Source organism: Lentilactobacillus sp. TOM.63, assembly GCF_030361045.1.
GTDB lineage: Bacteria > Bacillota > Bacilli > Lactobacillales > Lactobacillaceae > Lentilactobacillus > Lentilactobacillus dabitei.
In genome coordinates, this window is the sequence record NZ_JAUCAP010000037.1 from 1 (window position 1) to 13,532 (window position 13,532).

The window sequence follows — 13,532 nt, forward strand, 5'->3', positions numbered from 1 at the left end:
AACAAAAAGAGCCCTAATCACAAAGTGATTAGAACTCGAATTTAGTTTCACCAACAACAGTTGACGAAGAGCCAAAATAACGCCAACCCAATTTGGGAAGGCGTTATTTTTATGCCGCTTACCAATAACCTAATAACTTGGTCAACTTTGCCCGGTTGATATCTCGTGATGACAACTCGGCGGTTTCGTAAGACCTGGCTGCATCCGGATCCTTGGGCTCGCTCCAAGAGTACTTGACTGGACTGGGCGTTGACTCAGATTCGTTGTCTGTTGGGGCATACATGATATCGCTCTGATAAGGGGTGTGGTATAGGCCCAATGCATGACCCAACTCATGGGTGACAACCGTTGTCCAATAATTAGTTTCCAAGCTTGTTGAGGTGGATTCTTGTTCAGTATTGTAGTCGTCTTTAATTTGCTGGCGAATTTGATCAAGTTGCGTGTTGTAGTCATTTCGAATTTGTTGATCGGTGGTATGGTGATGATTCTTCAAATCATTTATTTGTTGATTAATTTGATCTCGTTGGCTATCAGAATTTGCATTGTCCAACTGGGAAGTAAGTTGTTGCAGTTGATCTTCATATTGTTTCCGGTTAGCCTTCAGGTCTGCGTTCGTAGTTGCAAGAAGTTGGCTGGCTTGATCAGAGAGTGCTTTGATCTTCTGCTGGAACGCTGGGCTGAGGGTATTTGCACTCACGTAAGACTGATCATTGAAATGGCTTTGATCCACTTGTATCGAGGTACTGTTGAACAAGCCGTCCCAACCTGCCGCTGTGCCGTCACCAAATCCAACGGTCAGGGTGTTATTAGTTTTGCTGCCAATTGAAAATACGTCGGCGCCTAAAGCACTATTCCATTTATCAATTGCTGAGTTGACATTGCTTTGAAGGGCACTATCCTCAACGTAAATCGTTGCGTGATCGTGGAAAAAAACACCAGGAGCCGCAAAATTACCAACATTGTACTGCTTATTAAAAATAGTGGCATATTTACTGTAAGCATCTTTATTGAGACTTAACACCTGCTTGTCTGGTTGCAGATCCGGGGTAGCTGAGATGAGTTGGTTCAGCTTTGATTTAGAAATCAAATTTGTTTGTTTGTTGCTGACTTTGGTTAAGTAGCCGCGCCAAACCCAGCCAGAGATTTTATGGTTAACGGTATTTTTGGCATAGTAATAAACCCGATATTTGCCGTGAACCTTAACCTTCTGTTGATAGGTGACCGTAAATTGTTTGTGGGCATATTTTAATAACCGAAACTTCTTATGAGCGAGTTTGGCTGAGTATGCATACGATCGTTTTGACTTGATCCCTTTCATTTGATAGGTGGCGGCGGGCCGAACCTTATGGCGCCAAACGATTTTGACGCTCGTTTTTGCCTCGGCAGTCGTTGAATGGATGCTCGTTGCCGCAAAACCCATTGCGAACAAGGCTGTCAATAGCGTTGTTGAAATGAATTTAGTCCTGATTATCAACTTGATACCTCCTATTGTTAGATTAATACGGATTATTTTATCGCTCATCATAGCAAAAGCAATGTATCTGATTTGCCAGTTAAGTGTGGCCATTGGTTTTGAGTAAAAAAATATTCGCTATTCGCGGACAGTGATTATTCAAACGACAGATCAACTAAAAACTTATTTCGTTTCGCCAAGTGAGAAGTTGTAATCCATAACTCATGATAACTGGAATCCTTAACCCTGGTTTGATCATGAAAATAATCGAGCAGTTCATTATTCATTGACATGAACTCTGGGGCCATTCGATTAACCATCAGTTTGTGGGATGGAAAATAAATTTCAGGGTTGCCCAGCTTAACGTCATCATCTAAATACATAACAATTGCATTGTCATACTGGCCAGGTTCGACGATCACCTTGTCAGGGTGGGCTTTGATATATGAAAGAACGTGGTAAAGTGTATCAGAATTGCTTGCCACAGTGGGGTGCCTCCAATTCGATTGGGATTTCTAATTCCATTGTATCAAATCTGATCGGTTCATGATGAATTTGTTTTGATTTTTTAAAGCCCTGCGTTGTTAACGGCATTTTCTGATATGATTGGGTTATTAAAGTTCGATCTACCAGCTATTTCTAATTTAGAATGGCGAAATGGTCTTGAAAGGATAATGTCGATGAAATACAACGAAACAATTGCGAAAATGCATCAATTTGTCGATGATCAAATTGTGCCCGGGGTAACCTATGGCATTATCAATCAACACTCAGTTCTTTCCAGCTACTTTGGTAATCAGGAGCTGGTCCCCGAAACACTCCCCTTGGAACAGGGGGAACTGTACGATTTGGCATCTTTAACAAAAGTAGTCGGGACGACCAATTTGATTATCAGACTGTTGGCACTGGGAAAATTGTCATTGGACGATTCATTGAGTCAGTATTTACCGCAATGGCAGTCACCACAGGTTACGGTCAGACACTTGCTCACGCACACTTCAGATATTGTTGGGTACATTCCCAACCGCAATCAGTTACCGAAAGATGAACTTATTCCAGCATTATTGAATCTTAAGAGTGGGCCCGATATCGGCAAAGTCGTTCACTATCAGGATTACAATTTTATCTTCTTGGGGTGGATTGCATCCACAATTATGGGCGAACCGGTGCAGCAATTGGTTTCAGAATACGTCTTGCGGCCTTTAGAATTACGACAAGCAACTTTTCATCCCCAAAATCCATTGGAGGTCGTTCCAACTGAGAAGTTACCTCAAGAAGGCCTGTTAAGGGGAAGCGTCCATGATCCAAAAGCTCGGATATTAGGCGCTGATTGTGGATCAGCCGGGTTGTTTGCAACATTAACCGACTTGGTTCACTTTTCGAAATGGTTACTGGGTCAAATTCGTTACCCGGATTTCTTGTCAAAGACGTGGCTGGATCAATTGTTTGTCGATCAAACTCCAGACCACACCAAGAACCGCTCGTTTGGGTGGATTTTACGTGAGTATAATGGGCATCCATATATTTTGCATACCGGCTTTACAGGGACGCTGATTGTGATTGATCGAACCGCCCAACAGGCACTTGTGTTTCTATCAAATCGAGTTCATCCAAACGCCCTCAATAAGGCTTTTTTCCCATATCGCAGTGAGTTGATTCGGACATTCATCAGGGAAGCAAATGCATGACGCCGTGATTGCCGCTAACTGGTATTTAGAACGGTTCTTGCAATATCGATTGCGAAAACAGGGGCCATTACCATAGCCCAAGATCAGGCTGTAGTAATGAACCCCTTATATTAATCACATCAGAATGTTTTTCGGGTGCTAGAATGTTTCGGCTACCTTCAACTGTTCTTGCTTGGAAATGTCAGCGTCCGGATACTTTCGTTTCAGCGCGTTAATCAAAACGTGTTTTGCAATTTGATTGTTTCTGGCTAAGATTGGTCCGTGGAAGTAAGTGCAATAAACGTTTTTATAGATCGCACCCTCGGTTTTATCCTGACCATTATTCCCATGGCCTTCCAACACTTTTCCGAGTGGCCGTTCATCTTGGCCTAGGAAGGTGATACCTTGATGGTTTTCGAAGCCGTGGTATTGTTCACCGGTTTCTTCGTTTTCAATGACAACGTTTCCGATAAATCGATGGTCTTTTTGCTTGTCTGTGTAATGGTCCAAAGCGCCAATGCCCAGCAGTTTTTCACCATTTGCGCCAATGTAGTAGTGTCCCAATAGTTGATAACCACCACAAATTGCGACAACTGAGCCATTGTCCTCAATGAAGTCAGTCAGGCCAGCTTTCTTTGTTTGGATGTCTTTTGAAACAATTGACTGTTCAAAATCTTGACCACCACCGAACACGATGATGTCATATTTGTCAGGATCAAATGCTTGATCCAAACTGATTACTTCGGAAGTGAGCTCAACGCCCATCTTTTCAGCTAAATAATTGAGTACCAAGATGTTTCCCAGATCGCCGTAAGTATTCATCAAGTCACCATAGAGATGGCAAACATTCAGTGTATAAGCCATTAGTCAAGACCTCCTTTGATAAAACCTTTTGTAGCAAAGACTTTTCGCAAGTGCAGCATAGCCGTATAAGTGGCTAAAATATAGACTTTCTCGGTTGGGGCATTTGGAATCATCTCAACGACCTTGTCCAGATCTGGTTCAACCAAGTGTTTAGCCGGATCTACCCCAGCAACTTGAAGCCGGTAGGTGATGTCTTTGTAGCGCTCGCCACCTGTAATGAATTGTTTGATGTTCATTTTGGGAAGTCGTTCGAAGTCGCCATCCCAAATCCAACTGGTATCAATTCCGTCTGCGTAATTGGCATTCAGTAGACCAATAAACGTGAAAGGATCTTTATCGGTCGAAATCATGTCGATCACTTGATTTAAACCAACAGGATTTTTAACTAGAATTAAAGTAACTTTCTTGCCGTCGACGTTGATCTCTTCTTGGCGGCCAAAAATGCTTTTTCCTTGGTGGAAGGCCTGCTGGGTTTGAGCAGGAGTGACCCCCATGAATCGGCCGACCGTGTATGCGGCTAATGCGTTATAGATGTTGTAGACCCCGCCAATCTCAATTTTGATTGGCTCGCCATCGATTTCGAATTTTGACGACTTTGGGGTGAGTTCTACAATTTTATTGAGCGCGAAGTTTAATTCTGGCCGTTGATACCCGCAATTTGGGCAGAAATACTTGCCCAAGTTTGAATAACTGATGTAGCGATAGTGCAAAATGTGTTGGCACTGGGGACAAAGTACACCATCAGTGTTTGGGGTCGCCTTAATGTCGCCCTCGGGCTGATTAGCAAATCCATAATAGATCATGGGATTTGGGAGTTGTTTTGAATGGAAAATTGGGGCGTCACCATTGGCAATAATCGTGGCATTTGGCGCCAACGCAACCCCGTTTAAAATCTTTTGGTAAGTCGTGTAGATTTCACCATAACGATCCATTTGGTCTCTGAAAATATTGGTGAAGACGAATGCTTTTGGTTTAATGTATTTTGTTACCATGATCACGTTGGCTTCATCAACCTCTAGAACTGCCAGCGGGCGCTTGTTTTTTGTCCGGGGCGCATGAAGAAAGGTCGTGATAATTCCCTGTTCCATGTTTGATCCAGTCGGATTAGTCAGAATGTTTTCATACTTTTCCTTGAGAACTTGAACAGTCAAAGCGGTGGTTAGTGTTTTGCCGTTGGTTCCTGTGATGACGATCACATCGTAATTTCGAGCAAGATTTTGTAAAATATTTGGATCAATTTTTTTGGTGATTTTTCCAGGAAGCGAACTGCCACCCTTTAAGAACGTGTGTAAGAACCAGTAAGAAGACTTGCCGGCTGCAGTTGCAATTGAACTTTTCAATGACATAAGATTTACTCCTTAAACTAAGTACATATCGTACTAATCAAAGACTAAGTTTATCATACGGATGGCGGTTTGAACACGGTTTGGCTCTTTGTGGCTGAAAATTTTGATTAATATCGATATTCAAAGGGAATTTCTGTATAATGGAATAGAAGCTTTCAAGGAAAAAGGTGGAAATATTGGCTCAATTATTTTATCGTTATGGTGCTATGAATAGTGGCAAAACGATCGAAATCATTAAAGTTGCTCACAATTATGAGGAGCAAAATAAAAGTGTTATTATTATGACTAGTGCCTTGGACACACGTGAGAAACAGGGGATGATTGAATCTCGAATTGGCCTGGAACGAAAGGCGGATCCAATTTCTGAAAAGACAAATATTTTCGAACGGGTTCAAGAACTCGATCCCCATGCCAGTTGCGTCCTAATTGACGAAGCCCAATTTCTAACAAAGAAGCATGTGTTTCAATTGGCAGAAATTGTTGACGAATTGAACATACCAGTCATTGCATTTGGCCTCAAGAACGACTTTCAGAACCATTTGTTTGAAGGATCCGAATACTTATTGCTATATGCAGATAAGATAGAGGAAATGAAGACAATTTGCTGGTTCTGCGGCAAAAAGGCCATTATGAATCTCAGATTTCACGATGGTAAGCCTGTGTATGAAGGCGAACAAATTCAAATGGGTGGTAATGAATCTTACTATCCAGTGTGCCGAAAGCACTATTACAATCCACCGATTAAGTAACAAAGTGAGGAATTATTAAATGGATGAAATTTTCGACAAATTACAAGCTGTAGTTGATCGTTATGATGAACTGAATGAATTGATCAGTGATCCAGAAGTGATTGCGGATACTCAAAAGTTCATGAAACTGTCAAAAGAAGAGGCAGATCTGCGGGACACCGTGGCGGCCTTCAAGAAGTATCAAAAAGTGACGGGTCAATTAAACGACGACAAAGAGATGCTGCGAGAAAAGATCGATGATTCTGACCTGGAATCAATGGTTAAAGATGAAATTTCCGATTATACAGAACAGAAGGAAAAGCTTGAGAGTGAATTAAAGGTTATGCTGCTTCCAAAGGACCCCAATGATGACAAGAATATCATCATGGAGATCCATGGAGCCGCTGGTGGGGATGAAGCCAGCTTATTTGCAGCCGATTTGTTTAGCATGTATTCCAAGTATGCTGAGCGCCAGGGTTGGCAAGTTGAAGTGGTTGATAAGAATGAAACCGAAGTCGGCGGATTCAAAGAAATTGCCTTGATGATTACCGGCGACAAGGTTTATTCAAAGCTGAAGTACGAAAATGGTGCCCACCGGGTTCAACGGGTGCCAGTGACTGAATCAGCCGGCCGAGTTCATACTTCCACCGCGACTGTTGGGGTGATGCCTGAAGAAGAGGACGTTGATATTGATATTGACCCTAAAGATATTCGAGTGGATGTTTATCGTTCATCTGGTGCTGGTGGTCAGCATATCAACAAGACGTCATCTGCGGTTCGAATGACCCATTTGCCCACAGGAATTGTTGTTGCCATGCAAGACGAGCGTTCGCAACAGCAGAACCGTGCCAAGGCAATGAAAATTTTGAAGGCCCGGGTTTACGACTACTATTCACAACAAGAACAAGATCAATACAATGCTGAACGAAAGTCTGCTGTGGGAACGGGTGACCGCTCTGAACGAATTCGGACTTATAATTATCCTCAAAACCGGGTAACCGATCATCGAATTGGATTGACCCTTAACAAATTGGATCGAATCATGAACGGTGAACTTGGTGAAATCATTGATGCGTTAATTTTGTCTGATCAAGCCAAGAAACTTGAGAATTTGACCAATGAATAATGCAGATAATGTGACTTATTTTGAAGCCCGGAAATGGGCTTCTTTTCGTGTTAAAGGGAATTCAAATATCGATATGTACGATGTGGATTTCATTCTTCGCCACCGCGCACACTTATCTGCGACCCAATTGTTAATTGATTATCAGCACAAAATGCCAAATGATCTGTGGCACACATTCCAAGAGGATATCAGTAAACTGATTGCAGGAATGCCACCTCAATATATTGTTGGCCAGGCAGCCTTTTATGGACTTACACTCACAGTTGGCCCAGCAGTGCTGATTCCCCGAGTTGAAACCGAAGAGTTGGTTGACTGGATTTTAGCCGAAACTCAGCAGAAATCTGGTCAACTTTCTGTGTTGGATATTGGAACTGGAAGTGGGGCAATTGCCCTTGCGCTTAAAAAGGAACGATCCCAGTGGCAAATGACTGCTAGCGATGTCTCTGATGCCGCATTGCAAGTCGCCAAAAGCAATGCTGATCGGTTGAGCTTAAAGGTGAAATTTATTAACAGTGATGTGTTTGAGCAGATTGATTCACAATTTGACGTGATCGTCTCAAACCCACCGTATATTTCCCACAGTGAGACCAATTATATGGATCAAAGTGTCATCCATAATGAGCCGGATTTGGCTTTGTATGCTGAGGAAAACGGTTTGGCGATTTACAAGCAGATCGCTGCCGGTGCTGCCGCCCATCTAAAACCAGGTGGCCGACTTTTTGTCGAGATCGGGTTTCACCAAGAGGATGCAGTGGTCGCGATTTTTTCTGAAGCGATGCCAACCGCGACAATCAGTGTTAAGCATGATGCAGCTGGGCATCAGCGAATGGTTCAAGTAAGGAAATGAGGTTAATAAAATGGAAACTTTAATGTTGAACGGCGATCAATTGGATACCGCCGCCAAAATCATTCAGCAAGGTGAATTGGTCGCTTTCCCAACCGAAACGGTATATGGGTTGGGAGCAGACGCAACCAATGAATCAGCCGTTAAAAAAGTTTATCAGGCAAAGGGCCGGCCAAGCGATAACCCATTAATTGTGACCGTGACAAGTGTTTCAATGGTGGGAACATATGTGGCTGGTTTTAGCGATGATGCCAAAAAGCTGATTAAACAATTCTGGCCAGGTTCCTTGACAATGATTTTTAAGCTCAAACCGCATGCTCTTTCCAAAACGGTGACGGGTGGTCTTGACACTGCAGCTTTCCGTTTTCCGAATAACCAACTCACCTTGGATTTGATCACCAAAGCGGGGGTGCCAATCGTTGGCCCCTCAGCCAATACTTCCGGCAAGCCAAGCCCAACAACTGCCCAGCATGTTTATCATGATTTGAACGGTAAAATTGCAGCTATTTTGGATGATGGCCCAACAACGGTCGGAGTTGAGTCAACCGTCTTGGACATGTCAGTTGACACGCCATCAATTTTACGACCAGGGGCGGTCACTAAAGGAGATATTGAAGCGGTGATTCAACGGCCAGTGATGGATGAATTGCATCATGTGGGCATGAGCCAGACGCCTAAAGCACCTGGGATGAAATATAAGCACTATGCCCCTGATGCTCAGGTCTATATCGTGGACCCGGACGATAACTGGCAGGAGGTTGCCGACTGGATTGGTGCCCATCATCAGCCAGTCGGTGTGATGGCGTTCAATGATGTGATCAATTCGATTGATTGGCCGAAAAACACCGATGTCATTTCGTTAGGGGATGACGCAAAATCCGCTGCCCACGATCTTTTTGCAGAGTTGAGGGATTTTGATAATCACAAACAATATAAAACTGTATTTGCGCAAGGCCTTAAACCAACTGGGATTGCGGAGGCCTACATGAATCGATTGAATAAATCAGCTGGGCAAATGCATTTTAAGCAGTTATAATCAATCTGTACCACAATAAAATAGTGAGGTGTTGCAGTTGAATTACGATTACAAACAGCAGGATCCTGAACTTTGGGATGCAATTGCGAACGAAGAAAACCGTCAGGAACATAACATTGAACTGATTGCTTCCGAGAACATCGTATCAAACGCCGTTCGGGCAGCTCAGGGATCAGTGTTGACCAACAAGTATGCTGAGGGTTATCCGGGCCGTCGGTATTATGGTGGCTGTGAATACATTGACATCGTTGAGCAGTTAGCCATTGATCGGGCTAAGGAACTGTTTGGTGCTGAATACGCCAATGTTCAACCTCACTCAGGCTCTCAAGCCAACCAGGAAGTTTACGCTGCTTTATTGAAGCCTGGTGACAAGATTTTGGGAATGGGATTAGATGCTGGTGGTCATTTAAGTCATGGGGCCAAGGTCAGCTTTTCTGGTAAGTTGTACGATTCTTATTCGTATGGACTCGATCCGAAGACCCAATTAATTGATTATGACGAGGTTGCTAAAATTGCCAAGGATGTTCAACCTCAATTGATCATTGCCGGTGCTTCAGCATATAGCCGAATTATTGATTGGCAGAAGTTCCGCGACATTGCCGATTCCGTTGGTGCCTACTTGATGGTTGATATGGCACATATTGCCGGTCTTGTAGCAACTGGTTTGCATCCAAGTCCAGTTCCTGTAGCCGATGTTGTGACCACAACGACTCATAAAACATTACGGGGCCCTCGTGGCGGTATGATCCTTGCCAAAGCTAAGTATGCTAAAAAGCTCAACTCAGCCGTATTCCCCGGCAGCCAAGGTGGACCGTTGGAACATGTCATCGCTGGTAAAGCTGCTGCTTTTTACGAAGATCTGCAACCCTCATTTAAGCAGTATGGTGAACAAGTTATTAAAAATGCGAAGGCGATGGCTGATGAACTTCAAAGTTCAGCCAAAGTGTCAGTATTGACGGGTGGTACTGATAATCATTTGATGACGATTAATCTCACTCAAACTTCTTTAAATGGAAGAGATTTACAAAACATCTTGGATTCGGTCCACATTACGACCAATAAAGAGTCCATTCCAAATGATCCATTGCCACCTTCAAAAACAAGTGGTCTTCGTTTAGGAACGCCCGCCATAACAACTCGTGGATTTGATGAAGAAGATGCCCGTCAAGTTGCCAAGTTGATTCTTCAAGTGATCGATAATCCAGAAGATGAAAGTAATTTACAAGATGTTGCTAATAAAGTAGAAGCATTAACTCAAAAACATCCAATTGAATCGTGATTTAGTGAAGCTCGAAACTAATTGTGGTTTCGGGCTTTTTTGTGAATTTAGCGACCACATGTGTGATACAATTATTTAGAAATATAAATAAGGAGTGGGAAATAATGGGTAAGTTTCAAGTTATGGATCATCCACTGATTCAGCATAAGTTATCAATGATTCGGGATAAAAATTGTGGGACGAAGGAATTTCGTGAAATTGTGAATGAAATCGCAACTTTGATGGCGTTTGAAGTCTCGCGTGACATGCCCCTTGAAGATATTGATATTCAGACTCCTGAAGGCATTGCACATGCCAAACAAATTTCAGGCAAGAAGGTTGCCATCGTGCCAATTCTTCGGGCTGGAATCGGAATGGTCGACGGCATTCTGGACTTAATTCCTGCAGCTAAGGTTGGTCACATTGGGATGTATCGAGACGAGAAGACACTGGAACCTCACGAATACTTTGTCAAATTACCTTCTGATATTGAGCAGCGCCAAATTTTTGTTGTTGATCCGATGCTTGCAACCGGTGGTTCTTCCATCATGGCCATTGATGCCCTCAAAAAACGTGGTGCCTCAAATATCAAGTTTGTTTGTTTAGTTGCCGCTCCAGAAGGGGTAAAAGCATTGCAGAAAGCTCACCCCGATGTTGACATTTACACGGCAGCCTTAGACGAGAAGCTAAACGATAAAGGCTATATTGTACCTGGCTTGGGCGATGCAGGTGACCGGTTATTTGGTACTAAGTAATTCGAAAATGATGATTGTTGTGGTGGAGCGAATGTAATCGCTCCATTTTGTATTATCCAGGATTTAATTTAGTAAAAAGCTGGCAAATATGATTCAAAGTCGTTTGATTTTATTAATGTTTTGTCAGCTCTTCGAGTTTGGTCGGTTGTGATTTCACGTTCATAAACCTGACATGAGGTTGATAATTGTGTTAAGGGCGCGCTTTAAAAGGTGCGAAGATTACTAATATTGTTTTGAATTTTGTGATGATTGGTGGTATAGTTTCAATTGTATTTGGACAATATTGTGTGTCCATTACCATCGCAAAGTTTCACTTTGGTAATCATGTCTTCTTGACCAATAACCAGATTGATTTACTTGCGTATACTGTATCTTGGAAAGAGGTGAGATTTTGTGAGTGGAGGAACTCCTTCGACTTTTGAATTTTTGGGTCTGACGTTTAACGTGGGGAACATGATCTCCATTTTAATCGCTTGTGCAGTTGTATTAGGCCTTGTGTATGCATTGTCAAGGCACCTTACTATGAAACCGGGTAAGGGTCAGAACGTTCTAGAATATGCTGTTGACTTCACTAATGGAATCGTGAATAGTTCGATTCCGGGTGCCACAAGCAAGTTTTTAGGGCTCTGGGGGTTTACCTTGTTTATGTTCATCATAATTGCGAATTTAGAGGGTCTATTTTTGCATATTGATGTATCAGGTGTAGCATATGTCAAAAGTCCAACTTCCGATCCGGTGGTGACGATGACTTTGTCTCTGATGACGATGACGCTTGCACAATTCTTAGGAATTCGAAAGCTGGGTTATAAGGGACATTTTGAGAATTACTTGAAGCCATTTGTATTTTTCTTACCAATTAATCTGTTCGAGGAGTTTACTAATTTCTTGACGTTAGGTTTGCGACTATTTGGTAACATTCTTTCAGGTGAAATGCTTCTTGGCATCATCGTTGGCATGGCTCATGGTGGGCCGGTCATTTGGATCGGTGCATTCATCCTGGAATTGGTTTGGACTGGTTTTTCAGTCTTTATTGGATGTATTCAGGCCTATGTTTTTGTAACATTGTCCTCAGTTTACATTTCTCGAAAGATAGAACTAGAAGATTAACAAAATTTTTTTAGATTATTAAGGAGGATTTATTATTATGGGAGCAATTGCTGCAGGTATTGCAATGGCTGGTGCCGCTATTGGTGGAGCTATTGGTGATGGTATTTTAATTTCTAAGATGTTGGAAGGTATGGCACGACAACCAGAATTGTCAGGTCAACTTCGTAGTAACATGTTCATTGGTGTTGGTTTGGTTGAAGCTATGCCTATCATCGCCTTCGTTGTTGCTTTGCTGGTTATGAACAAGTAGTGACTAGTATCGCTAAATATACAAAGAAGGAGGTGCCAATTGATGTTTTCATATTCGATAGTTGGAGCTCAGCTTTATGTTGGTGACATGCTGTTTGTGATGCTTAGTTTTCTTGTTTTAATGTGGTTGATCAAAATCATTGCATGGAAGCCAATCACTAAGATGATGCAAAACCGTTCAGATAAAATTGCCAGTGATATTGATTCTGCAAAAGAGTCACGGACTAAGGCTGCTGAATTAGCAGCAACCCGTCAAGCTGAATTGCAGAAAACCCGTGAAGATGCAAACGGAATTATTAACACCGCAAAGCAAAATGGACAACAACAACGTGAAAAGATCGTTGAAGATGCACGAAATGAAGCATCTAATCTTAAGAGTTCTGCTGAGAAGGATATTGAACAACAACGACAAGAAGCTTTGGCTAATTCTCGAAAAGATGTGGCAAGCCTGTCTATTGAAATTGCAACTAAGATTATTTCAAAAGAATTAAACGCAGATGATCAAAAAGGGCTTGTTGATTCTTATATTGAAGGGTTGGGTAAGCAGAAATGACATTAGATAGTATGACAGCTTCAAAAAAATACGCTAAAGCCATGTTCGAAGTTTTGACGAATACGAATGAACTCGAATCTGGTTACGCTGATTTGCAAGAGCTCAGAAAAGTGTTTGCTGCTAATCCTAAGTTGATTGATATTCTTGATGATATTCGAGTTGCCGATAAGGACAAACAGTCCCTCCTCGCTCCTATCACCGAAAATGCTTCAGATTTTATTAAAAACTTTTTAAAAGTTGTTGCTGATTATCGTCGCTTTCCACAAATTTTGGATATTATTGATCAATTCCAAAAAGTATATGAAGATGATAAAAAGATCGTCAGGGCAGAAGTTGTTTCAGCAACTGAACTCAGTGATGATCAACGTGATCGATTAGCAAAGGCGTTTGAAAAACGGGTTGGAGCTGCCAAGGTTATTTTTGATACGAAAGTCGATTCATCACTCATTGGTGGTGTTATGATTAAGTCTTCTGATATGACAATTGATGGCAGTGTTAAGACACGAATTAATAAAGTTAAGGAATTATTGTTAAATTAACGATATC

Annotated in this window: 15 protein-coding genes; 11 read left to right on the top strand and 4 right to left on the bottom strand. The window is 42.2% G+C overall.

Going from position 1 to position 13,532, the window contains the following annotated elements; translation table 11 throughout:
• Positions 1 to 118: 118 nt before the first annotated feature.
• Positions 119 to 1,474 (bottom strand): matrixin family metalloprotease, encoded by a 1,356-nt coding sequence (locus tag QUF07_RS08310; protein WP_217161858.1) that lies wholly within the window; start codon positions 1,472 to 1,474, stop codon positions 119 to 121.
• A gap of 134 nt (positions 1,475 to 1,608) precedes the next feature.
• Positions 1,609 to 1,938, bottom strand: coding sequence for a hypothetical protein (locus QUF07_RS08315; protein ID WP_054746521.1), 330 nt, complete (start codon positions 1,936 to 1,938; stop codon positions 1,609 to 1,611).
• Between the two features lie 195 nt (positions 1,939 to 2,133).
• Between QUF07_RS08315 and QUF07_RS08320 the strand changes: the two genes are divergently transcribed.
• A complete protein-coding gene (locus tag QUF07_RS08320) occupies positions 2,134 to 3,141 on the top strand; it encodes a serine hydrolase domain-containing protein (RefSeq protein ID WP_217161860.1) in 1,008 nt (335 codons plus the stop codon).
• A gap of 138 nt (positions 3,142 to 3,279) precedes the next feature.
• On the opposite strand, the gene QUF07_RS08325 is transcribed toward QUF07_RS08320, so the two are convergent.
• Together QUF07_RS08325 and QUF07_RS08330 are read right to left on the bottom strand one after the other, a co-directional pair.
• Positions 3,280 to 3,984 carry a type 1 glutamine amidotransferase gene (locus QUF07_RS08325; RefSeq protein ID WP_217161862.1) on the bottom strand — a complete coding sequence of 235 codons (705 nt, stop codon included), beginning with the start codon at positions 3,982 to 3,984 and terminating at the stop codon, positions 3,280 to 3,282.
• Positions 3,984 to 5,330 (bottom strand): Mur ligase family protein, encoded by a 1,347-nt coding sequence (locus QUF07_RS08330; protein ID WP_217161863.1) that lies wholly within the window; start codon positions 5,328 to 5,330, stop codon positions 3,984 to 3,986. The genes QUF07_RS08325 and QUF07_RS08330 overlap by 1 nt, the downstream gene beginning before the upstream one ends.
• 176 nt (positions 5,331 to 5,506) lie before the next feature.
• Here QUF07_RS08330 and QUF07_RS08335 point away from each other — a divergent pair, with 176 nt between their 5' ends.
• From QUF07_RS08335 to atpH, 10 genes are all read left to right on the top strand, one after another.
• Positions 5,507 to 6,079, top strand: a complete 573-nt coding sequence (locus QUF07_RS08335) for a thymidine kinase (protein WP_054746524.1) — start codon at positions 5,507 to 5,509, stop codon at positions 6,077 to 6,079.
• A gap of 19 nt (positions 6,080 to 6,098) precedes the next feature.
• The gene (prfA, locus tag QUF07_RS08340) at positions 6,099 to 7,184 is read left to right on the top strand and encodes a peptide chain release factor 1 (protein WP_217161865.1); all 1,086 of its coding nucleotides are present in this window, start codon (positions 6,099 to 6,101) and stop codon (positions 7,182 to 7,184) included.
• The gene (prmC, locus tag QUF07_RS08345; RefSeq protein ID WP_217161870.1) at positions 7,177 to 8,031 is read left to right on the top strand and encodes a peptide chain release factor N(5)-glutamine methyltransferase; all 855 of its coding nucleotides are present in this window, start codon (positions 7,177 to 7,179) and stop codon (positions 8,029 to 8,031) included. The genes prfA and prmC overlap by 8 nt, the downstream gene beginning before the upstream one ends.
• Before the next feature lie 10 nt (positions 8,032 to 8,041).
• Positions 8,042 to 9,064 (top strand): L-threonylcarbamoyladenylate synthase, encoded by a 1,023-nt coding sequence (locus QUF07_RS08350; RefSeq protein WP_217161872.1) that lies wholly within the window; start codon positions 8,042 to 8,044, stop codon positions 9,062 to 9,064.
• Between the two features lie 28 nt (positions 9,065 to 9,092).
• Entirely contained in the window at positions 9,093 to 10,343 is a 1,251-nt protein-coding gene (gene glyA, locus QUF07_RS08355) for a serine hydroxymethyltransferase (protein WP_289427183.1), read from the top strand.
• Between the two features lie 104 nt (positions 10,344 to 10,447).
• The gene (upp, locus tag QUF07_RS08360; protein ID WP_056982980.1) at positions 10,448 to 11,077 is read left to right on the top strand and encodes a uracil phosphoribosyltransferase; all 630 of its coding nucleotides are present in this window, start codon (positions 10,448 to 10,450) and stop codon (positions 11,075 to 11,077) included.
• A 393-nt stretch (positions 11,078 to 11,470) separates the two neighbouring features.
• Positions 11,471 to 12,184 (top strand): F0F1 ATP synthase subunit A, encoded by a 714-nt coding sequence (gene atpB, locus QUF07_RS08365; protein ID WP_217161877.1) that lies wholly within the window; start codon positions 11,471 to 11,473, stop codon positions 12,182 to 12,184.
• 37 nt (positions 12,185 to 12,221) lie between these two features.
• Complete coding sequence (gene atpE, locus QUF07_RS08370; protein WP_008858078.1) at positions 12,222 to 12,434, top strand: F0F1 ATP synthase subunit C; 213 nt, start codon at positions 12,222 to 12,224, stop codon at positions 12,432 to 12,434.
• A gap of 42 nt (positions 12,435 to 12,476) precedes the next feature.
• A complete protein-coding gene (gene atpF, locus QUF07_RS08375; protein ID WP_054746528.1) occupies positions 12,477 to 12,986 on the top strand; it encodes a F0F1 ATP synthase subunit B in 510 nt (169 codons plus the stop codon).
• Positions 12,983 to 13,525 carry an ATP synthase F1 subunit delta gene (gene atpH, locus QUF07_RS08380; protein ID WP_217161881.1) on the top strand — a complete coding sequence of 181 codons (543 nt, stop codon included), beginning with the start codon at positions 12,983 to 12,985 and terminating at the stop codon, positions 13,523 to 13,525. The genes atpF and atpH overlap by 4 nt, the downstream gene beginning before the upstream one ends.
• The last annotated feature ends 7 nt before the right edge of the window (positions 13,526 to 13,532 follow it).